The 22,557-nt window shown below is 48.1% G+C and carries 22 protein-coding genes; 4 read left to right on the forward strand and 18 right to left on the reverse strand.

Annotation, left to right across the window (positions count from 1 at the left end):
* Window positions 1–53: 53 nt before the first annotated feature.
* Entirely contained in the window at window positions 54–623 is a 570-nt protein-coding gene (locus tag SD10_RS27900) for an SPOR domain-containing protein (protein ID WP_227699088.1), read from the forward strand.
* Between the two features lie 82 nt (window positions 624–705).
* A complete protein-coding gene (gene gmd, locus SD10_RS27905) occupies window positions 706–1,818 on the forward strand; it encodes a GDP-mannose 4,6-dehydratase (RefSeq protein WP_046578671.1) in 1,113 nt (370 codons plus the stop codon).
* 132 nt (window positions 1,819–1,950) lie between these two features.
* Here the strand turns inward: gmd and SD10_RS27910 are convergent, their stop codons facing one another.
* The 14 genes from SD10_RS27910 to nadA form a co-directional block, all read right to left on the reverse strand.
* Window positions 1,951–3,477, reverse strand: coding sequence for a Do family serine endopeptidase (locus tag SD10_RS27910; protein WP_046578673.1), 1,527 nt, complete (start codon window positions 3,475–3,477; stop codon window positions 1,951–1,953).
* 210 nt (window positions 3,478–3,687) lie between these two features.
* Window positions 3,688–4,134, reverse strand: a complete 447-nt coding sequence (locus SD10_RS27915; protein WP_046578675.1) for an Hsp20/alpha crystallin family protein — start codon at window positions 4,132–4,134, stop codon at window positions 3,688–3,690.
* A 234-nt stretch (window positions 4,135–4,368) separates the two neighbouring features.
* Complete coding sequence (rnc, locus tag SD10_RS27925) at window positions 4,369–5,130, reverse strand: ribonuclease III (RefSeq protein WP_082111708.1); 762 nt, start codon at window positions 5,128–5,130, stop codon at window positions 4,369–4,371.
* Between the two features lie 3 nt (window positions 5,131–5,133).
* A complete protein-coding gene (fabF, locus tag SD10_RS27930; RefSeq protein ID WP_046578680.1) occupies window positions 5,134–6,384 on the reverse strand; it encodes a beta-ketoacyl-ACP synthase II in 1,251 nt (416 codons plus the stop codon).
* Window positions 6,385–6,531: 147 nt separating this feature from the next.
* Window positions 6,532–6,771, reverse strand: a complete 240-nt coding sequence (locus tag SD10_RS27935) for an acyl carrier protein (protein ID WP_012929621.1) — start codon at window positions 6,769–6,771, stop codon at window positions 6,532–6,534.
* 155 nt (window positions 6,772–6,926) lie between these two features.
* Window positions 6,927–7,775 (reverse strand): TIGR01459 family HAD-type hydrolase, encoded by an 849-nt coding sequence (locus SD10_RS27940; RefSeq protein WP_046578683.1) that lies wholly within the window; start codon window positions 7,773–7,775, stop codon window positions 6,927–6,929.
* A 116-nt stretch (window positions 7,776–7,891) separates the two neighbouring features.
* On the reverse strand, window positions 7,892–8,545 hold the full coding sequence (locus SD10_RS27945) for an SCO family protein (protein ID WP_046578685.1): 654 nt from the start codon (window positions 8,543–8,545) through the stop codon (window positions 7,892–7,894).
* Window positions 8,517–9,104: a toxin-antitoxin system YwqK family antitoxin gene (locus SD10_RS27950; protein ID WP_227699089.1), complete on the reverse strand. Its 588-nt coding sequence runs from the start codon at window positions 9,102–9,104 to the stop codon at window positions 8,517–8,519. Before SD10_RS27950 ends, SD10_RS27945 begins: the two co-directional genes overlap by 29 nt.
* Window positions 9,067–9,903 carry a YHYH protein gene (locus SD10_RS27955; RefSeq protein WP_046578688.1) on the reverse strand — a complete coding sequence of 279 codons (837 nt, stop codon included), beginning with the start codon at window positions 9,901–9,903 and terminating at the stop codon, window positions 9,067–9,069. The genes SD10_RS27950 and SD10_RS27955 overlap by 38 nt, the downstream gene beginning before the upstream one ends.
* Before the next feature lie 145 nt (window positions 9,904–10,048).
* The gene (locus SD10_RS27960) at window positions 10,049–11,089 is read right to left on the reverse strand and encodes an aminoglycoside phosphotransferase/kinase family protein (RefSeq protein ID WP_046578690.1); all 1,041 of its coding nucleotides are present in this window, start codon (window positions 11,087–11,089) and stop codon (window positions 10,049–10,051) included.
* Window positions 11,090–11,197: 108 nt separating this feature from the next.
* Window positions 11,198–12,571 (reverse strand): glutamine synthetase family protein, encoded by a 1,374-nt coding sequence (locus SD10_RS27965; protein ID WP_046578693.1) that lies wholly within the window; start codon window positions 12,569–12,571, stop codon window positions 11,198–11,200.
* Window positions 12,572–12,839: 268 nt separating this feature from the next.
* Entirely contained in the window at window positions 12,840–14,426 is a 1,587-nt protein-coding gene (gene nadB / locus SD10_RS27970; RefSeq protein ID WP_046578694.1) for an L-aspartate oxidase, read from the reverse strand.
* Window positions 14,427–14,715: 289 nt separating this feature from the next.
* Window positions 14,716–14,796: a DUF433 domain-containing protein gene (locus SD10_RS30200; protein ID WP_227699261.1), complete on the reverse strand. Its 81-nt coding sequence runs from the start codon at window positions 14,794–14,796 to the stop codon at window positions 14,716–14,718.
* 86 nt (window positions 14,797–14,882) lie between these two features.
* Entirely contained in the window at window positions 14,883–15,872 is a 990-nt protein-coding gene (nadA, locus tag SD10_RS27975; RefSeq protein WP_046578696.1) for a quinolinate synthase NadA, read from the reverse strand.
* 265 nt (window positions 15,873–16,137) lie between these two features.
* Between nadA and SD10_RS27980 the strand changes: the two genes are divergently transcribed.
* Window positions 16,138–17,193 (forward strand): 2Fe-2S iron-sulfur cluster-binding protein, encoded by a 1,056-nt coding sequence (locus tag SD10_RS27980; protein WP_046578697.1) that lies wholly within the window; start codon window positions 16,138–16,140, stop codon window positions 17,191–17,193.
* 116 nt (window positions 17,194–17,309) lie between these two features.
* Here the strand turns inward: SD10_RS27980 and udk are convergent, their stop codons facing one another.
* From udk to atpD, 4 genes are all read right to left on the reverse strand, one after another.
* Window positions 17,310–17,927 carry a uridine kinase gene (gene udk, locus SD10_RS27985; protein WP_046578698.1) on the reverse strand — a complete coding sequence of 206 codons (618 nt, stop codon included), beginning with the start codon at window positions 17,925–17,927 and terminating at the stop codon, window positions 17,310–17,312.
* A 107-nt stretch (window positions 17,928–18,034) separates the two neighbouring features.
* Window positions 18,035–18,280: an ATP synthase F1 subunit epsilon gene (gene atpC / locus SD10_RS27990; RefSeq protein ID WP_046578701.1), complete on the reverse strand. Its 246-nt coding sequence runs from the start codon at window positions 18,278–18,280 to the stop codon at window positions 18,035–18,037.
* A 97-nt stretch (window positions 18,281–18,377) separates the two neighbouring features.
* The gene (locus SD10_RS27995; RefSeq protein WP_046578702.1) at window positions 18,378–19,031 is read right to left on the reverse strand and encodes a hypothetical protein; all 654 of its coding nucleotides are present in this window, start codon (window positions 19,029–19,031) and stop codon (window positions 18,378–18,380) included.
* Window positions 19,032–19,128: 97 nt separating this feature from the next.
* The gene (gene atpD / locus SD10_RS28000; RefSeq protein WP_046578704.1) at window positions 19,129–20,655 is read right to left on the reverse strand and encodes a F0F1 ATP synthase subunit beta; all 1,527 of its coding nucleotides are present in this window, start codon (window positions 20,653–20,655) and stop codon (window positions 19,129–19,131) included.
* A gap of 310 nt (window positions 20,656–20,965) precedes the next feature.
* Between atpD and malQ the strand changes: the two genes are divergently transcribed.
* Complete coding sequence (gene malQ, locus SD10_RS28005; RefSeq protein ID WP_082111762.1) at window positions 20,966–22,549, forward strand: 4-alpha-glucanotransferase; 1,584 nt, start codon at window positions 20,966–20,968, stop codon at window positions 22,547–22,549.
* The last annotated feature ends 8 nt before the right edge of the window (window positions 22,550–22,557 follow it).

Below are 22,557 nucleotides of genomic sequence, written 5' to 3' on the forward strand. Positions count from 1 at the left end.
TGATTTATTCCAGCCGCAAATGATTATTTTTACCCATTAATTCAAACATGGTTATGCGTTGCCGATTTGCGGAAAGTATTGCGTTTAGTTTGTTGCTCATGACGGGTTGTGCCACTAGCCGCTCGGTTACAACGGCTGTTGATTACAATAGTTACAACGAAGATCTATCGTCGGTACGTCCCGTCTATAACCCGACAGCAACCGCTATTCCAACCAATGCACCACCACCGGCGCCAACCCCTGCACCAGCCCCTCGCAAAACAGAGACGCGTAAGCCAGGCGCCCCCGTAGAAGCTCTGCACATCAACCGGCGGCTCGATATGGTACTCGATACAATTGCTACACAAAACCGCTCGATACGATATGCGCCCGGCTTTCGTATTCAGGTTTATGTAGGTACGCAGCGAAAAGAGGTTGATGCTGCCCGATTGCTTATTTCACAGGAATTCCCCGAGTTAAGCCCTTACCTGAGTTATAATCAGCCAACCTATAAGCTTAAAGTAGGCGACTTCATGCGCCGAATGGATGCCGAACGATACTATGCATCGATACGGCGCCTGATCGAATCGGCCCAACTGCAACCCGACAAAGTAGATATTCGCCGTAGCCTGTTAATAAAATAAGTTATAAAATTTGGTCACCGGACATTACCTTTGACCTATTTGATACACCTCTAGGCGTTGGTCTTGACCAGTTTGTACTAATATGAAAAAAGCATTAGTTACCGGAATTACCGGACAGGATGGAGCTTATCTAACTCAATTGCTGTTAGAAAAAGGATATGAAGTTCATGGCATTAAGCGCCGGAGCTCGCTTTTCAACACGCAGCGCATTGACCATCTGTACGAAGATCCACACGAAAAAAACGTACACCTAAAGCTTCATTACGGCGACCTGTCCGATTCGACCAATATAATCCGCATTATTCAGGAAGTTCAGCCGGACGAAATCTATAACCTAGGCGCTATGTCGCATGTACGGGTTAGTTTCGATGAGCCGGAATACACGGCTCAGGTAGATGGAATTGGTACACTGCGTATACTGGAAGCAGTTCGGCTGCTCGGTCTGACAGAAAAAACCCGTATTTATCAGGCATCAACGTCTGAACTTTACGGAGGTGTTCAGGGACACGCTCAATCAGAAACGACGCCATTTTATCCTCGCTCGCCCTATGCCGTTGCTAAATTGTATGGCTATTGGATTACGGTAAACTACCGTGAAGCCTACAATATGTATGCTTGTAACGGTATTCTGTTCAACCACGAATCGCCACTGCGGGGCGAAACGTTCGTAACACGTAAAATTACGCGGGCTGTAGCGCGTATTGGCCTTGGCTTACAGGATAAAGTATACCTTGGAAATCTTGACTCGTTGCGCGACTGGGGCCATGCCAAAGACTATGTTGAGGCTATGTACCTAATTCTACAACAGGAAAAACCTGAAGATTTCGTTATTGCAACGGGTGTAACAACCAGCGTGCGGGATTTTGTCCGGATGTCATTCTCGGAGATTGGCGTTGAACTGGCCTTTACTGGCGAAGGCGTCAATGAAGTAGGTACGGTTGTAAGCTCGACCAACCCTGATTTCCCGGTTGAAGTTGGGCAGGCCGTTGTGTGCGTCGATCCTCGTTATTTCCGCCCAACAGAAGTCGACCTGTTGCTGGGTGATCCTACTAAAGCGATGTCAAAACTGAACTGGAAGCCGAAATATGACCTTCCTGCGCTTGTTAAAGACATGATGACGTCTGATATTAACTTGTTCCGTCGGGATCAGCTTCTGGCCAGCAGTGGTCATCAGGTTCTGAATTATTTCGAATAGACACCAGCCAGTTCGTAACTGGGCTCTCTTTTTGTGCGGTCGGGTTTGACAACCTGACCGCTTTTTTGTGCATAAAAAAAGCGTCGGATTTGACAACCCGACGCTATTACTTAAATTATAATCAACTACTGCTTACACAGGCACTGCGTAGTAGTACATCCGCGAACTGTTAGGGTACATACCGATAAGCATCAGCCCTTCTCCTTCTTTCACCGATGACATGATTGCCTGAAGGTCTTTCGTTGTTTTAACGTTCTTACCGTTTGCTTTTACAATGATAAATCCTTCTTCTACGTCGGTTTCAGCCAGTTTGCCATCTGTGATTTTCTTCACCCGAACGCCACCGGTAATGCCCAGTTGTTTAGCATCCTGTGCCGATAAATCTTCGAAGCTGGCACCCAGTGTATTTAAGGAGGTGTTAGCGGCTGTTACATCGGCTTTCTTGATAACATCCCGTCCACCATTACGGTTACGTAGCTCAACTTTAAAGTCACGCTCGGTTCCGTCCCGGTTAACGGTTACATTAACAATATCACCTGGACGACGACGGCCAATGATCTCACGCATCTGCGCATCAGAATCAAGCGTCTGTCCTTCCATTTTCACAATAACATCGCCTTTTTTCAGGCCAGCGGCTTCAGCAGCGCCTTTTTCGACAACGCTCTCAACATAAATACCGCGACCAATTTTAGCGCCTTTTTCTTTAGCTACTGTACTGTTCAGCTCGATTGGCAGAATGCCGATATAGCCGCGTTGTACGTTACCATATTTGAGCAAGTCAGCCGATACTTTCTTAACCAGCGATACAGGTACTGCGAAACCATAGCCGCTATAGTATCCAGTTGCTGAAGCAATAGCTGAGTTGATGCCTACTAATTCGCCACGCAGGTTAACCAGCGCACCACCCGAGTTACCTGGGTTGATAGCCGCATCGGTTTGAATAAATGCTTCTACTGGAGAATCAGGCTTCGCATCTGTCTTGCTGATATTCTGGTCTAAAATACCAATCCGACGGCCTTTGGCACTAACGATACCAGCGGTAACGGTCGATTCCAGATCGAGTGGATAACCAACAGCCAATACCCATTCGCCTAATTTCAACGCATCGGAATCACCCAGCGTGATAGCTGGCAGGTTGTTGGCATCTACTTTAATAACAGCTAAGTCGGTTAGTGGGTCGGTGCCAATAACTTTGGCTTTAAAGCTCCGTTTATCGGTCATGATGACTTCTACTTCATCGGCGTCCTGAACAACGTGGTTGTTCGTAACGATATAGCCATCCTTGCTGATGATAACACCAGAACCGGAAGCCTGACCTTGCTGACGACGTGGCTGCCGCTGGCTACCACCACCGAACTCATCCCCAAAAAACTCCCGGAAAATATCAGGAACCTGTTGTTGGCGTACTGTACGAGTCATGGTGGTCCGGATGTGCACAACCATTGGTGTTACGGCTTCGGCCGCAGTAGAGAAATCGCCGGGAACACCACTTGGGTTATTTCCGGGCATGGAGGCTAATCGCCCAGTAATCGTCTGTATTGGCGACGATTCGTTAAAAATTACATCCCGGTTGTTGAAGCCCAACAGGTTGTAAGCAGCCAACGTTACAACACTCGACAGGAGTGCCATTAACGCCAATAATTTCCAGTTGCTTTTCATAATAAATGGGAAAATCTAATTGCTTTCTTTTTGTGTTAAAGGCAGTGGTTGTCTGTCTGATACTATAACGGAAAGTAGCGTCTGAAAAATCCGGCTACTGTGCGTCCTTAACAAAATTTAACAGGGCTTTGTTGCCGTATAATTAGGTAACGAAATAGCCCGTGAGCACGACGCTCATCGGGCTTTTTTTTTGATCAAAAATAGGCCTTCTTAACCACCTATTTCGATTTGCCGGGGTGGTTTTACTTTGGCCTCTTCGCGCTTGGGAACCTCAATTTTTAGAAGCCCATCGGTGTAGGTTGCCTGAATGTGTTCGGCGTCTATTGAGGTGGGTAACGTAAACGTTCGCTGAAAAGACGAGTAGCTGAACTCCCGGCGGGTATAACGTTCCGCACTTTTTTCCTGCTCTTCTTTCTGATTCTCCCGATACCCCGAAATTGTGAGGTTATTGTGGTTCAGATTAAGCTTGAAATCTTCTTTTTTAAGGCCGGGAGCAGCGACTTCAATGCGGAAGCCATCATGGTGCTCAACTACATTTACGGCTGGGACGTTTGTCACTCCAGAGCCATTCGTGTTAAAGAGGTCGTTCATGTCGCGTCCGAAAAAATTCTCGATCAACGACGGAAAGTGGTTGTTCGTGCGCGTTAACGGATTCATGACAAGTATGGTTTTAGGTTTGAAAATAGGTTTACTAATTATGCTAACTATTTTTCAAACTTTGTGCCAGTTCGTTCATCAATCAGCTGTCAGTTATTTTGGCAGCTTTAAACGGAAGTTAAAGGAATTTGAACTGTCAAAATGGCCTGTAGAGGCATCTCTTGGTACTAATGTCTGCAAAGTTGGCAATGATAGCCTTATGTTCGTAGGCTATGTGTGGGGAGAGTAAACGGCCTATTTAAGCGCTAGCAGCTCAAAAGCTTTCTCGGCGGCAGCCTGTTCGGCTTTCTTTTTACTGTAGCCGCTGCCCGTTGAGAAAGGCTCGTCGTCGACAAGTACTTGTGATATAAACTCGCGAAAATGGCTATTGCCCTTCTCCGATACGATTTCGAAGCGGATTTCTTTTCCTTCCCGTTGCGCCCATTCAATCAGGCGGCTTTTGTAGTTTCCATTGTTTTGAACAACAGACTCAATATCATAATGAGCCAGCAAATCCTTCAGGATAAACCGGCGGGAGAACCGAAATCCTTTGTCCAAATACACCGCTCCAACCAGCGCTTCGAGTGCATCACCATACATGGATGTGCGGGCCGGTAAACTACGAGTTCGGCTGCCGTCGTATTCAATAAGCTGATCGAGTCCAATTTTTCGGGCAATACCGTTCAGCGTCTCGCGGTTGACAATGCGTGAGCGGATCTCGGTCAAAAAGCCTTCGTCTTTGTACGGGTATTTTTTAAAAAGGAACTCGGCGATAACCATACCCAAAACGGCATCGCCTAAATACTCCAGCCGTTCGTTCGATTCTCGAAACCCTTCGATCGCCGTCGCTTTCGACGCCGATGTATGGCGTAAGGCGAGTTGGTAAAGTCCTAAATTAGAAGGGCGTGCACCAATGATATGGGCGATTGACCGACGCAGATTCTTACGAGGATCAGCGTTGCCAGACCGAAACCAGTCGAGGGGGTTGAATAAACTGCGTGGCAGAGCGATTTGCACGACTCAGCTAAGTTTACGGAAAATAACGATGGCGTTGTGACCTCCAAATCCAAAGGCATTGCTCATCACCGTTGTGATTGGGCGTGCCTGTGCCGTATTAAACGTTAAATTAAAGCGAGAGTCGATTTCCTCATCGTTGGTGACGTGGTTGATCGTTGGTGGAACCAGTTGGTGTTCCAGCGCTTTAATACCGGCAATCGCTTCAACCGCACCCGCAGCGCCCAGCAAATGGCCCGTCATCGACTTTGTCGAACTGATGTTCAACTTGAACGAATGCTCCCCGAACAGTTGGTGGATAGCTTTCAGCTCCTGTGGATCGCCAATAGGGGTCGATGTACCGTGTGTGTTGATGTAATCAATTTCATCGGGTGCAATGTTAGCATCCCGAAGCGCATCTTCCATGGCCAGAAACGCCCCTAAGCCTTCCGGGTGAGGGGCTGTGATGTGGTAAGCATCTGATGACATACCACCACCAATCAGTTCAGCGTAAATTTTGGCACCCCGAGACTGGGCATGTTCGTACTCTTCCAGGATAAGCGCCCCGGCTCCTTCGCCCAGCACAAATCCGTCACGGTCCTTATCGTAAGGCCGTGAGGCTGTTTCGGGGGAATCGTTGCGCTCAGACAGGGCCCGGTTGGCATTGAAACCACCAATACCGGCTCTGGTAACAGCAGCTTCGGAACCACCGACCACGCACATGTTAAGGCGGCCCAACCGAATGTAGTTGAACGCATCAATGATGGCATTGTTGGTGGAAGCACAAGCCGAAACCGTTACATAGTTGGTTCCCCGGAATCCATAGCGCATCGAAATCTGACCGGATGCGCTATCCGCAATCATGCGGACAATAAAGAACGGGTTGATGCGGGGTGTGCCATCTCCTTTGGCGTAATCGATCATCTCGTCCTCAAACGATTTGAGGCCGCCAATACCCGATCCCCAAATAACACCGACCTTATTTTTGTCGATCGAATCGAGGTTCACACCCGAATCCTTTACGGCTTCGTCAGTAGCGATAAGTGCATAATGCGTGAACGCATCCATTTTGCGGGCTTCCTGACGAGGAATGTACTGCGTAACGTCTACGCCTTTCAGTTCGCAGGCAAAGCGCGTGCGAAATTTGCTGGCGTCAAACTTCGTAATGGGACCGGCCCCGCTTACACCGGCGGCTAAGCTGTTCCAGTAAGAGGCTACATCATTGCCGATTGGTGTCAACGCACCGAGGCCGGTCACTACTACTCGCTTGATTGTCATACGGGTTTACTACGTAATGAAAAAAGAAAAACAACGCCGATACCGTATTTGTTGGCGTTGGCTTCACAACTCAGTACCCACTCCAATGCAGAAATTGGATAGGTACCGAGATAATTCGTTATGACGTCTGTTAAATCTCTTGGAGACTTATTTGCCGATATTTTTCTCCAGATATTCGATGGCCAGGCCAACCGTAGAGATTTTTTCAGCCTCGTCGTCGGGGATAGGCAGGTTGAATTCTTTTTCAAATTCCATGATCAACTCAACAGTGTCGAGTGAATCGGCCCCTAAATCGTTGGTGAAGCTTGCCTCAGGCGTTACTTCTGATTCTTCAACGCCTAATTTTTCAACAATGATATTCTTTACTTTCTGTGCAATGTCCGACATTTTAGTAGTCTGTTCGAGTTAAAAAACTGCGCAAAGAAACGTATTTACCTTTGTATTATCAAACAATTTTTTAATCCTAAAATCGTTCGTTTATACTTCTTTTGGTAGCTTAATGCTCTTGTAATTAGTGCTTTATGCTAAAAATATAGGCTGAATTAACGAATTACAACTGACTTGCAAACGTAGGTAGGAATGATACCCGTACTCCGAATAAGAACCTCGGCATCCTGCGGTTGCGTGTTTCCTGTGAGCACCAGGACGGTGTCCAGGCCAAACTTATTGCCCCCCAGAATATCCGTTCGGAGGGTGTCTCCTACCATCAAAACGTCGCTCTTACTAATCTGGGGCGCATTCTCTAACCGCTCATAGGCAAACATAAAGAGTTGTGCGTCGGGCTTGCCAAATTGAATAAACTGCTTTCCTACAATGGTTTCAATCATTCTGGCTACCGCTCCGATGGCAATGGCAATGCGGGTTTTTGATACTGGGTAGGTAGAATCGGTATTGGCGACAATGACTGGTATGTTGCGCTTTCGGAGCAAATTAACCGTTTTGGTCAGGTCCGTATTCCAGTCGAAGCCTTCATCGTCGAGCAAAACCAGTGCGTTTATATCAGCTACGTCTTTTAAATCGACCTGGCTGATGGGTAGTGTTTTGAGACCAGTGGTTTCGAGGTAATGGGCCGATTTTTCCGTTCCCAGATAGGCGACCGTACCACTAGATACTTTAAGGTCTAAATATTCCCGTGCCAGCATGCCTGACGAAATAATGCGTTCTGGCGGGATCGCATAAAAGTTTTGCTTATAATACGACTCAGCTAACTCCTGTGGACTGCGCGAAGCATCATTCGTGAGAACGTAAAAATCTTTTCCGTTTTCTTTGAGCCAATCGAAGGTATGTTCAATGCCTGGTAAGAGGCCTTCCGAATTTTTCAGGACACCAAAGGCATCGAAGAAAATCACTTTATACTTAGCCGCTACAGTCTTGAAATCAGTCAGTTGCATGGAGCACGCGTAAAAGATGAATAGCCATAAGCAATCTTGCGTGTTCACGTCGATTGCTTTGACGCTGGAATTCCAGAAGAATATTGGTAAAAATACAATATAGGCCGATTCTTCAATCAGTTTTCCTTTAATAAGCTCTGTATGTCGGCAATAAGCTGCTGCATCTCAAGTTCGAGTGTGCCGTTATAAATACCTCGGATGCGTTTCTGTTTATCGACCAGTAAGAAATGCTCCGTGTGCAAAAATTCGGTGCTGTCTTTAGTAAACCCTAATTCCTCTTCGGCAAAGTACGACTGGCGCGCTAGTTGATAAATAGCGGCTTTAGAACCTGTTAATAGATGCCAGTTTTCAGATTGGATGTTGTTGGCCCGACTGTAGGCCTTAAGGCGGCTAACGCTGTCAATCCAGGGGGTTACACTGTAAGAGAGCAACACCACATTCTTGTTAGCCGGAAAAGCCTTTTCGACTAGTTTCATGTGCTTGGTCATACGGGGGCATATACTCCCGCAGGAGGTGAAGAAAAAATCAGCCACATGGATTTTGCCTTCAATATCCTTCTCGCTAATGGTAACGCCATTCTGATCTCTGAACGAAAAATTGCTGATCGTGTGCGGAATCTTTTCGGCCAGTTCGCTTGCCGATTCAACAAAAATCGGGCTGAAGTCGGGCGTATTATAATACGGTAGTTTCGGGCTTGTTTCCTTCCCGCAGGCAATGAGCAAAAGGATAATCGCTACTACGCTACTTCCTGAAAATACTGTCCGCCACATTTTTGCAGTGTTTGGTGCCCAACAACCCATAACGACGGTTGTCTTTGATGATGTAGTTCGTTTTCACTTTTCCCGTTGTGTACCAGCTTTGCTGAATGCCCGATTCTTCGCCTTTTTCGTAGTGCATGTTTCTGAACAGCTTCCCATTCGGAAACCATTCCTTATAACTACCTTCGAATAAATCGTTATGAAAATGGTATTCAAATTGGGGCCTCCCATTTGAATACCAGCCTCGGTGTGTTCCTTCTTTCCAGCCATTAACATAGAGTCGTTCGGCCTGACGACGTCTGCCCGGATAAAAAAAACGAGCCAGTCCGTTTTCCCTGCCATCCCGAAAAGGCACGGTGAAGAGCGTATCGCCCTGAGCATCGGTTGCAAAGACAATCCCCGAAACGGGTTTGCCCTTTCTGGATGTAATCCCTTCGCTGACCCGGATTGGGTCCTTATTCGCATCGAAATAAACGGGCGTTTCGGGCGATGGCTGGCAGGCAACCAGGGCGCCAGCCAGCCACCAAATTTTGTTACTTCGACCAGGAACCAGCCGTGCCATAATAGCCATTCCCATTGATATACGGAGCATCGGCGGTAGTATGATAATGATAAGTGCCATTCGGGTAATCGGCGGTGGCGGTAGTATGCCCGTGGTAAACATCCAGATCGCTACTGGTTAGCGTTTTTCCATTCTCGACCGGACCGTATACGGGAAAACCGTCCAGTAGAAACCCAATCAACGCACTGCTGCCTTTGGTAGCTGTTAAGTAGTTTGGTTCAATATGGTAATGATATTCACTGAACGGAGTAGGATGGCCGCCATACAAATCGAAGGAAACATATTCATCTTTTCCGGGAGTTAGTAGGTTGCCTTCCATCTGGTATTGGTTAAAAAGTGGGACGCCATTAATAGCAACGCCAATGGTAGCTGCCCCGAGCGCTTTGTGCGTAGAGGCTACTACCGGATTTTTAGGAATCTTAAAGGTGTAACTGAATGAAGAAATCGTATTCGAGTTCTGTTGAAAACCAGAACGGGTATCTGCTACATAAAGACTAGATGCCCACTGAGTACCTTTATAGTAAGGTGTTTTATGATCTGGTAAACCCGTTGACTTGATGACAATGTAATCGCCTTCTACATAAATTTGAGACGCTCCATAAATCTTCTTATAAACGTCCGCTACACCCGTACCAATGGATGTTGTAGTCGTTGTGCTCGTACTACCGGTTGTTGTCGTTGTGCTGGTGCTGCCCGTTGTTGTCGTGGGCGAAACGGTATCGTTGCTTTTCGAGCACGAAACGAAGGCTAGTACTGAGCATGTTAGCGCGAGCGTGCTCAGTGTAACGGCTAGTGGTGATTTGTTCATGATTCGGTTGGTTTCTTTCGTTCTTAGACGAATGGACGCAACTTGGTCACTAGCTCTTGGGGCCGGGGCAATAAAGTGTCAATGTAGCCCACCCAGGCTTCGTGAAGTGAGGCCTAGGCGGGCATTGCTGTTGACCATACGGTAGCTAAATACCCAACGCCTTCAGAATCTTCTCCGCATCGAACGTCTCAATCGATGGAAAGTAAATGTCGTAGGCCTCTCGCTGAAGTTTGATGGCGTAGGTCCGGTGAAAAAAATAACGACCGTATTTGATGACGTAGTTGAGTATAAAAAAACGATAAGCTTCCGGCAGAAAACGAATTTCGCTTTCCGTTAGTGGAAACACGCGGTGATATTCTTGTAAGAACAGTAGAAACCGGTCTTCCATGAGCGGCCCAATGACGTAACTGAACACGGTTCGGTCGCCCGCGTTGGAAACAACCCGGCTGAAAAAGTAAAAATCCATGACCCGGTAGCTGATCCTGAACCAGTCATAATCCCAGCGGGAGTATAGTTCCAGATTATCAGTAACCGAAAAATTACCAATGTTCCAGTCGACAAAGACGGGCATAGTTTCAACTGATTTGGCAACCAGTTTCTGCCGATTTTCCAGAAATAACTCACACTGCCGTTTCAGTTCGTCGGTATGCATCCGGTGTTCAAACTGACCGGTTTCGGTTTCCAGTAGATCGAGCAAGTCCCAGATGTCTGAACGTAACGTTTTACTGGATTTGGGCAGCACCGGACTAACCCGCGAGCAAGCTTTATGAAAGCGGGCCACCTCCCGGCCAAGCATTCGGATGTGGTGCTCTTCTAACCGACGGGGCAATTTCAACTGAATCCGAATAGGATTATAAAATACAACCCAGGCGTCTAGAAAGCCGTCTTTGTGCCGGTATGTATAGACCTGCCCGTCACGAACCAGCGACTTCGCCAATACGTTCTCGAATGGATAAAGCAGGTTGTTCGCTAACGCATGAATAATCCGGTGATCTTCCAGAAACTGTTCGTAGGTGCCGAAGTAAGAAAGCTTGGCAATGATGTGATCACCATCCTCAAACGTAACTCTGAAAACGTGATTAGTCGAAACCTTGGCACTTATATCTTCGATGGTCTGTACCTGAACCGATCCATCAAATTCTGCCCAGGCTTTTTTTATAATAGATGAATAATCAACGAGACGCATATTTGGCCGTGGATTTTTGGTATTCAGTTTAAGGTATGCGGTTGGTTAACGCATGGGATACTAGCGAGTCAGCCAACGAAATACTGAATACTGTAAACCAAAAACCTGTCATATAATTTCAAAATATCGTTTCAATTCCCAGTCGCTCACCTGGCGAATGTATTGCCGCCATTCCCAGTCGCGCGTACGAGTAAAATGGTCAACAAACGCTGAACCAAACAGTTCAACCGCTACCGACGAATTGGCCATGACCTGAGTAGCTTCAGCCAGATTTCTAGGCAAGGTGCCGTTGCTGGTGTCGGCGTACCCATTGCCAACCGAAGCCGGAATGTCGAGAGATAGCTTATGACGGATGCCGTACAATCCTGAAGCCAGAGACGCGGCAATGGCCAGATAAGGATTTGTGTCGGCTCCTGATACCCGGTGCTCAACACGAGTATACGCTTCTTTATGGTTAAGAATGCGAAGCGCCGTTGTTCGATTGTCAATTGACCAGGTAACGGTAGTGGGTGCCCAGGCGCCCTCCACCAGCCGTTTGTAACTGTTGATCGTCGGGGCAAACATGGGTGTAATATGAGGCAGGCAGTACAATTGACCAGCTATGAACTGGCGCATGATCTCGCTCATGTGGTTGGGAGCGGCCGGGTCATAAAACAGGTTTTTCGTCTGCTCGGGATTCCAGAGACTTTGGTGAATATGGCCGCTACAGCCCGGTAAATCAGCGTTCCATTTTGCCATAAACGTGGCCACGATGCCATGCCGATAGGCAATTTCTTTAACTGCTGTTTTAAAGAGAGCGGCTTTGTCGGCGGCCCGAACAACTTCGTCGTGCATGATGGCGGCTTCGTAAACCCCCGGCCCGGTTTCCGTATGCAAGCCTTCCAGCGACACGTCGAACTGCGCTAGTAAATCGAACAAATCGTGGTAGAACGTACTTTCGAGCGAGGGCCGTAGAATGGAGTACCCGAACATGCCGGGCGTGAGGGGCTCCAGTTGCTGAAAGTTTTTGTCCTGCAAGCTCCTGGGTGTTTCGCGGAAATTAAACCACTCAAATTCTTGAGCGTATTCGGCATGAAAGCCCATAGCCTGACACTGACTGGCTATGCGCCGGAGCAGACTTCGCGGACAGGCAGCTAAGGCATATTGATTGGGCTGGCCGGTTGGCCCAGGGCTGAAATCAGCGACAAAGAACGGAATATTGTCTTCCCAGGGAATCTGGCGGAAAGTGGCCAGATCAAGACGAACCGGCGCATCGGGGTAACCCGAGTGCCAGCCCGTGGTTTTTCCATTGTCATAGGGTGTATCAGCCGAGTCCCATCCCCAAACTACATCACAAAAGCCAAAACCATCGGTCAAGCCGTCCAGAAATTTCTGACGATGAATGATTTTGCCCCGCAACACGCCGTCGATATCAGTAAATGCATATTTGATTTTCGGACTGTCGCTTTGATTGATGAAGTCAATGATGTCTTGCTGATTCATGAATTCCGGATGTGTAGAACTGTAGGAAATTAACGCTCCCGCAGGTCAGCAAAACCACCTGATAAGGAACCATTATAGAAAATAACGCTAAGTAGAGGTCGGCCAAAGGTACTGACATCAGCTTAAACTTTGCCCATTTCATCCCTTGTGTTTTCCGGGGGCAATTTTCATGTGGTTTTCCGAGCGTTTGCTCACAGGTGCCGCTCCGCGAAAATTACCGCGACGAGTAAAGTAAAGGTATCGGACAGCCGGAGGCTGTCCGATACCTTTACTTTACATTATCCAGATTAAAGTGAAGGCCGCTATTTTCGCGACGCGCCATCGCCATTTTAATGACTAAATACGCCACTTCGATCATGTTCCGAAGCTCACAAATGGGCACCGATACTTTTGATTGCCGGTACAATTCTTCGTGCTCCAGATAAATAAGCTCAAGCCGATCCATGGCCCGTTTCAAACGCCGATTGGTTCGCACGATGCCTACATAGTTGGACATAATCGACTCCAGCTCTTTTTTCATTTCGGTGACTAACACCAGTTCTTCGGGGTGAGTCGTACCGGCGTCGTTCCAGTCAGGAATATTATCCGGTAAAATGGCCTGATCGAGGAGCTCGACGGTTTTTTCGTAGGCCCGATGGCCAAAGACAACCGCTTCGAGCAACGAGTTTGAGGCCAGTCGGTTAGCGCCGTGCAAACCCGTGCAGGAGCATTCGCCCACCGCATACAAAAACTGAATATTTGTTTGGCCCCATTCGTTCACCCGAATGCCTCCGCAGAGGTAGTGTTGAGCCGGTACAACCGGGATGTAATCTTTCCGTAAGTCGAGCCCCAAATGGTCGCGGCAGTAAGCCGTGATGTTTGGGAAATGCTCGATAAACTTCTCATAGTCGCAGTGGGTTACGTCCAGATAAACGTGCGGATCACCGGCCTTTTTCATTTCTGAGTCGATGGCGCGAGCCACGATGTCGCGTGGAGCCAGAGAAAGGCGCGGGTCATAATTTTCCATGAAGGTTTCTCCCTTACGCGTACGAAGAATACCTCCAAAGCCACGTACGGCTTCAGAAATAAGGAAATTAGGCTTCTTGCCTGGTTCATACAGCGCCGTGGGGTGAAACTGGATAAACTCCATGTCCTTCCCAATGCCCTTGGCGCGGTAAGCCATAGCGATACCATCGCCGGTAGCAATGCTGGGATTGGTTGTATTCTGGTAGATATTGCCAATGCCACCCGTTGCCAGGAGGGTTGTTTTAGCCAGAAACAGCTCAACTTTGCCGGTTTGTGTATTCAGCACATAAGCGCCAAAACACTTGTTATCGGTGTCGTACCGATGAACCGTCTCGCCAAGCTGATGGCGGGTAATCAGTTCGACGGCGTAGAAATGAGTGAAAATTTCGATTGATTTCAGGGAGTTCGCTTTTTCGAGCAAAGCGCGCTCAATTTCAGCCCCGGTGATGTCTTTGAAATGAAGAATTCGAAAGTCGGAGTGGCCACCTTCTTTGGCCAGGTCATATTCATCGCCATCATGTTCTTTATCGAAGCGCGTGCCGTAGCTAATCAGCTCCTGAATACGGCCGGGGCCCTCATTGACCACAATCTCAACAATGTGCCGGTCACTCAGGAAATCGCCCGCCACCATTGTGTCTTCGATATGCTTTTCGAACGAATCGTCCTCCGACCATACAGCCGCAATGCCACCCTGGGCGTATTTGGTGTTGGTTTCGTCGGCCTGCACTTTCGTTATGACGCCGATGCGGATATCCTGTTGCAACTTCTCAAAGTGCATGGCCAGTTTAGTGGCATAACTCAGGCCCGCAATACCGGAGCCAATAACTAGAAAATCGAATTGATGGGGCATTGATTAATTCAAAGTAAGTCAGCATTCTTAAGCCGACGTTTTAACTTTTTGTCTGTGATTGTGTCAGCTTCACTTTATCGTAAATAAAAGAAACACAGTTTCTTCAATAATCTTTCTTCATCTTCATGCGCTTCATCAATTGCGTTACAAGCTGTAACTCTTCCTGATCAAGAGGGTGTATGATTACATTCTGCATTGAATAAAGCTATTAAAATACGATTTCGGTTTTCACTGTTTCTGAAGCAAACAGTAAGCAGGCATACATTGCTTCTTCCGTCACACGAGGATATTAGATTAACAACTGAGCTATCGTTTCGCCATTCCCCAACTTTTCCAAAACTAAGTCAACCGGGACGCGGGTACCCTTGATAACAGGCTTACATGATGGTTGGGTCTGATATAAGGTAAGCTTGCCAGTTCATACGTTTATTAGCAATTGGCTTGGATTTAGTGTCCTTATTTGCTCAACTCCAGCATACGTGCCACCGATTCGTACGCTTTCAGACGCACGTCTTCCGGTACAATGATTTCCGGCTGTTCGTAGAGCATGGCGTTATAGACCTTTTCCATCGTGTTCATCTTCATGTACGGACACTCCGAGCAGGCGCAGGTGTTGTTTTGGCTGGCTGGGGCCGGAATGATCTTTTTGTGCGGTACGGCTTCCTTCATTTTGTGCAGAATGCCCGCTTCAGTACCCACAATAAACGTTTGCTCCGGACTGTCGACCACGTATTTAAGTAACGCCGTTGTCGAGCCCACAAAGTCAGCTTCACTCAGAATATGCTCCTGACACTCGGGGTGAGCAATGAACTTCGCTTCCGGGTAGTCAGTTCGGAGCTTGTGCAGCTTCTCCAGCGAAATGTCGATGTGAACAATGCAGGCACCATCCCAAAGGACCATGTCACGACCCGTTTTCTTCGATACGAAACGACCAAGGTTGGCATCGGGCGCGAAAATAATTTTCTGATCTTTAGGCAGGCTCTCAACAATTTTCAGCGCGTTGGACGAGGTGACGATAATATCAGACAGCGCCTTTATTTCGGCCGAACAATTGATGTATGACAGCACAATATGGTCGGGGTACTGCGCCTTAAATTCGGCAAACTTATCGGCCGGGGCCGAGTCGGCGAGTGAGCAACCCGCGTTAAGATCAGGAATAACGACTTTTTTCTCCGGCGATAGTACTTTAGCCGTTTCGCCCATGAAGTGTACACCACAAAACACAATCATGTCGGCGGGTGTAGCGGCTGCCTGCTGCGATAAACCAAGGCTATCACCAATATAATCGGCAATATCCTGAATAGCCCCATCGACGTAATAGTGAGCCAGAATAACCGCATTCTTTTCTTTCTTAAGCCGATTAATTTCGGCTACTAAATCTATGTCTTCGGCAACGGGTTTGTTGACGTAGCCGACGCGTTGAACTTCTTCCAGTAGTGCTTCCATTAGTGGTGTTAAAGGCGATTTTTATACTAAACAACGAATCATGATAAAAGGTCACGCTATCAGCGACAACACCTACTGATTCTGTCAATGCTTAATCTGGTGTGATCAACGCGCTGGCTACAAACATTACGTCGCTACGCGAATAACCCACAACCTGTTTAATATATGAAAATGTTACCGGCGACGGGGCGAATTTCACGAAATCAGTCGGGCTTTCAAACAAAGGATAACATTTGGTTAGTTTTGGCATAAAGCAGCCCTGTTCATGACCGACGACCTTCTTCAACTTCGCATTGTTCGTATTCATTCAGAGACGTCAGATGCCAAAAGCTACTTTCTTGAGCCTGTCGACGGCCGGCCAGCTCGGCATCGGGCCGGCCAGTTTCTGACACTCCTTCTTCAGCATAACGGGCATGAAGTTCGGCGGTCGTACTCACTCAGCTCAGCGGCAAACGAGGGGCTACGCCTGACAATTAAGCGAATTCAGAACGGAGAGGTCTCTCGCTATTTGCTCGATACGTTGCAGGTCGGGGATGTGTTGACAAGTCTGCATCCGGCAGGACGGTTTGTTCTTGATGAGAATCTGTCGGGCGATCTGGTCATGATAGGGGCTGGAAGCGGTATAACCCCTTTATTTGCTATGATCAAGCAGGTCTTATGGACAGAACCGCACCGACGAGTAACGCTGCTGTATAGCAATTCTAGCGAACGAACCATTATTTTTCGGGAAGAGCTTGCTGATCTTCAGCGCCAGTACCCAGACCGCTTTCGCTTGTTGCATCTGTTGAGCAATCCTTCCGACGACTGGACGGGCCTTCGCGGACGATTAAACAATGTCATGCTCGAGCGATTATTACCCAATTTGGTCGGTGCATCGGATCGGCAAACGCTTGGTTTCTGCACGTGCGGGCCGGCCGACTACATGCGGATGATTCAATTCACGATTGTTTTCAGTGGGTTTCGCCCTGATCAGATCCGGCGGGAAAATTTTGTCATTGAACCAGTGGTTTTAACGCCACCCCCCCTCATTGCCCAGGACCGGACGGTGTTACTTCGCATTCGGCAACGTGAAGCCGAAACCCGTGAGGTCGACATTCAGGTGCCAGCCTATAAATCTATTTTACAGGCAGCGCTGGATGAAGGCATTGCGTTGCCCTACAGTTGCCGGGGTGGCCGCTGTTCGACCTGCATAGCCCGTTGCCAGTCAGGGAGCGTCCACATGACCATCAACGACGTATTGACCGAGCGCGACCTCCGCGAAGGCTGGGTGCTTACCTGCACCGGCTACCCGGAAAGTGATGGGGTTGTGATTGAGGTGTAATGTAACGCGGTGGCTCGGCATTTCAACATCCTGTCCGTGAAGTAACGTAAAGGTTGTTAGCTCTATCGGCTAGGTGTTACTGTGCAGACAGGATGTCGGAATGCCGAGCCATCGCGTTATACTTTCGTTTTCAAAAACTCAATAACAACATTCAGCCCTTTCTGGTAGTGATTATTATTAGGGATTACAATGTCGGCTTCGGCGCGGTAGGGTTTGATAAATTGCCGGTAAGTGGGCTTAACATGATATTTCCAGCGGTACATCACATCGTCAAGGTCATAGCCACGTTCTTCGGCATCCCGTTTCACGCGCCGTTCGAGCTTAATGCTGTTTTTAGCGTCGATAAATATTTTCAAATCCATCTGGTCAGCCAGTTCCCGGAAGTGAAAAACGAAGATGCCTTCAACAATAATGATGGGCGCGGGCTGAAACGTCAGCATCCTCGGAACGATATTCGGGTTGTTAAAGGTGTATTCCTTCTGCATTACGGTTTCGCCTTTACGGAGCTGACCGATATGTTTTGCGTAGAGGTGATGATCAATCGTTTCAGGTAAATCGAAATTATGAATTCCCTGGTCGTCTACCGGAATTACGTCACGGCTGAGGTAATAATTGTCCTGCGAAATCAAGCAGATCTGATCACTGCTAAAGGCATTAAGGACACCTCTTAAAAAGGAGGTTTTTCCTGAAGCACTGCCGCCGGTGATGCCGACAATAAACGGTTTGGTGGTCATGTTTTCGTCAAGACTAAATAGCAAAGATAACAGGAGATGGACTGTCAATAAAAAAAGCGGTCCACTTGGGTAAAGTGAATCGCTTTTAAGGCAAAAAGAGATATTGGTTAGAGTACGATCGCTTCGGCAAGCACAAGTACTTTATTCTGAAGTACTTCGACAACGCCACCGTCCACTGTGAAGGTTTGCTGACCCGAAGCCGTTTGTACGACAATTTGTCCCTTATCGAGGGTACTAACCAAGGGCGCGTGGTTATTCAGAACCTGAAACTGGCCCTGAGTACCCGGAAATGTAACGGCATTGGCCTCTCCAGAAAAAACCTTACGGTCGGGCGTAATAATGTCTACTGTCATACGGGAAAGATGTATGATGTATGCTATATGATGTATGTTATATGATGTCGGTCGAACACGCTCGTCATACAGCATACATCATATAGCATACATCTTTTTATAAAGCTCCTTTTACAAAATTAAGTATGCTGTTGATTTGGCTTTTGGCTACTGGTTCGGCCGCCTTGGCTGCCAAGCCACCCTGATTAAGTTTACCGACGGTTGCCAACGCGGTTGATACCAGCGATTGACCTGCGGATGAACCACCACCCAGGCCTGATAACGCACTGCCAATGCCAGATAAACTGCTCGTTAGCTGACTGCCTTTTCCTAACAACGAACCAGCCGCTAAAATACCTTCGAGCTTGTTACCACCTGAGGCAAGTTTAGCTAAACTAACCGCTTTTCCTAATACACCGTTGCCCAATGCACCGGTTGGTATCAGCGGAAGTAAGGCTTTTAGCTTGTTCGCCTGAGCGAGTAATTTATCTTTAAACGAAGTAGGCTTGGCCTGCGCTTCAGCTTCCAGGCCGCTAATTCCTGCCTGAAGCTCCTGAGTTGTCGTAGCTTTATCGCCCTTATTCAAGGCTGCTACGGCGTTATCTAAGTGTACCGTCGATGAGGAATCTTGTAGAACTGTCGTCCATTTAACCGTGCCAAGCCCCAGCGCCATTTGTGCTACTGGTGTTGCCAGCTGGGCAGATACTGTCGTAGCAACGAACAAGCTTGCCAATAACACAATGACTCCACTCTTTAATCTGATCGTTTTCATAAAAATTAAGAAAGTTTTTATTTTCAGACCATTAGACTCAGGAGTGGAGTATTAGTTTCCGCTTAACGGTTAATAAAACATTAAATTACCGAATTGTTTATTGACCAGACTCTTTCAGTAACCGTTCGCCTTTAGCAACGGCATCTTCAATCGTACCAACCAGGTTAAAGGCAGCTTCAGGTAAGTGATCGTACTTGCCGTCAATGATTTGGTTGAAGCCTTTGATGGTATCTTCGATAGGAACCAGAACTCCTTTCAGGCCGGTGAACTGCTCCGCCACAAAGAACGGTTGCGATAGGAAGCGTTGTACCCGACGAGCGCGGCTTACAATCAGTTTATCTTCTTCCGATAATTCTTCCAGACCCAGGATTGCGATGATGTCCTGCAATTCTTTGTAGCGTTGCAGAATTTCTTTTACGCGCTGAGCCGTGTTGTAATGTTCGTCGCCAAGAATTTCGGCCGACAGAATCCGGGACGTAGAATCAAGTGGGTCAACGGCTGGATAGATACCTAGCTCAGAGATTTTGCGGCTCAATACGGTCGTAGCATCCAAGTGAGCAAAAGTCGTAGCCGGAGCTGGGTCAGTCAAGTCATCGGCAGGTACATAAACGGCCTGAACCGATGTGATCGAACCCCGTTTGGTCGACGTGATACGCTCCTGCATGACCCCCATTTCAGTAGCCAGGGTGGGCTGATACCCTACGGCCGATGGCATACGACCCAATAGAGCCGATACTTCAGAACCCGCCTGCGTGAAACGGAAAATGTTATCGACGAAGAACAGAATGTCACGACCTTCGCCTTCACCATCGCCATCGCGGAAGTGTTCTGCAATGGTAAGTCCTGACAACGCTACCCGGGCACGGGCGCCCGGTGGCTCGTTCATCTGACCGAACACGAATGTCGCCTGGCTGTTGGTCATTTCGGCCAAATCAACTTTGGACAAATCCCAGCCGCCTTCTTCCATTGAATGTTTAAACGCATCGCCGTACCGGATAATACCTGCCTCGATCATTTCACGAAGAAGGTCATTTCCCTCACGGGTACGCTCACCAACCCCCGCAAATACAGATAGACCTGCATAGGCTTTGGCAATATTGTTGATCAATTCCTGAATCAATACAGTTTTACCAACACCAGCACCACCGAAAAGACCGATTTTACCCCCTTTCGCATAAGGCTCCAGCAGGTCAATGACTTTGATACCTGTGAACAGAACTTCGGTTGAGGTAGCAAGGTCTTCAAATTTTGGTGCAGTACGGTGAATAGGTAAACCAACACCCGTAGTGGTAGGCTGCGGAATACCGTCAATGGCTTCGCCAACGACGTTGAAAAGCCGGCCCCGGATTCCTTCACCTGTCGGCATCGTAATCTGATGGCCCAAGTCAATAACATCTATACCACGGTATAGGCCATCTGTTGAGTCCATCGCGATTGTCCGAACACGGTCTTCGCCTAGGTGTTGCTGAACTTCCAGAATGACCTGTTGTCCATTGGCTTTAGTTACTTTGAGGGCGTCCAGGATGGCCGGAATTCGTGAGCCTTCGCCCTCGAAACTCACGTCCACGACCGGCCCGATTATTTGCGTAATCTTACCCGTATTGACTGCCGTTGCCGTACTCATTTGTATAGGATATTCTTTTAATTATATGTTGCCCATTGTTTGGGACTGCAAAAGTAGGAGAAAAACCGCGTAAGGTCAAGGATCAACCCAGTCATTTTCTCGCTGATTCTTACCGGAATAGGTTTGGCAATAAGGTTTTTACGATAAAAAGTAAACAAAAGTAGCTTTAAGCGGATTTGTACAAAAACAAGTCTGCCGTTAATGGATGGGCTGGCTCATGGGCTTTAGCTTGTTGTTCTCTTCGATTTATATACGGGTTAAAGCTCACAAATTCGGCTCATCAAGCTATCGACTTACAACGTCTCTTTTCATGCTGCAACAACGTTCAAGTGGTTTATTGCTTCATATTACATCACTGCCTTCGGCTCACGGCGTCGGTGATTTAGGTCCTGAAGCGTATCGTTTTGCTGATTTCCTGGCAGAAGCCGGTCAAACCTACTGGCAGATTTTACCCTTAACTCCCGTTGATCCGGGCGCTGGTTTCTCTCCCTATAGCAGTCCATCGGCTTTTGCCGGTAACACCTTAATGATCAGTCTGGAAAAGCTGGCCGATGAAAAATTGCTGGACCCAAACGAGTTAGCCGTCTTCAATGAACAACCCGTTCGTGACGTCACCATATCGGAAGTTCCATCTGAATCGGATAATACAACGGCGACTGTCCTGTCGGCACCGCTCGTAGAGGCTCCATCTACACTTCACGCGGCCTGGATCAAAAAACGACCTTTGCTGGAGCAGGCCGCCCAGACGTTTCTGCGTGAGGCAACTCCAGCCCAACGGAGTGACTATGACCGGTTCTGTGGCTGGCAAGCTGACTGGCTCGACGATTATGCACTTTTCTCCGCTTTGCAGGAAGCAACGGGCGAGCCCTTCTGGATTCGCTGGCCTACGAAAATTGTTCGACGCGAGCCCGTTGAACTGGCGAGGCAAAGAGAATTGCTGGATGATCGAATTGAAATCATAAAAGTCCTTCAGTACTTTTTTATGCGGCAGTGGAGTGAATTGATGGCTTATTGCTATACCCGGAAAATTCACCTTATGGGTGATATTCCTATTTATGTCCAGTTGAACAGCGCCGATGTGTGGGCAAATCCAACGCTCTTTAAACTGGATACTAATTTTCAGCCACTCTTTGTAGCGGGTGCTCCCCCCGACTATTTTAGCGAAGATGGGCAGCGTTGGGGAAATCCTATTTATGATTGGGCTGAACACGAGCGCACAGGATTCGCCTGGTGGATGCGTCGACTGCGACACCAGATGTCGTTGTATAGCCTGACCCGGTTAGACCATTTCCTGGGATTTGCCGTCTACTGGGAGATTCCCGCCAGCGAACCAACGGCTCAAGTTGGCGAATGGGTGAAAGCACCGATCGAGGCATTCATGCATGCCATGCACCGGCAGTTTGTGCAGCTGCCCATTATTGCCGAAGACTTGGGCGCCAAAGCGGCCGACATTCAGGCCTATCTGCGTCATTACGGCATTCCGGGGATGCGGGTTATCCAGTTCGGATTCGGTGAGGACATGCCCACCTCTACCTATGCCGTACATAACCACGCCGAAAATTTCGTGGTCTATTCGGGCACGCACGACAACAACACGACGCTGGGCTGGTTTCGGGAGTCTGACGAAGAACATCGCGCGCGTATGAACGAGTACCTCGGCATTGAGGTAACTGAAGAGAATGTGGTGGACCAAATTTGCCGCCTGACCATGCAGTCAGTAGCGCGGCTGGCGATTATACCGATTCAGGACATTCTTAATCTCGACGAAACGAATCGCATGAATACACCCGGCCTGGGTGGTCGGAGCTGGCAGTGGCGTTTGCAACCCGGCCAATTAACAGAAGAGGTTGCTGAGAAGTTGTTGAAACTGACAAAGATGACGGGTAGGGGATAGCTTTCGAA

Source organism: Spirosoma radiotolerans (assembly GCF_000974425.1).
Classification (GTDB): Bacteria; Bacteroidota; Bacteroidia; order Cytophagales; family Spirosomataceae; genus Spirosoma; species Spirosoma radiotolerans.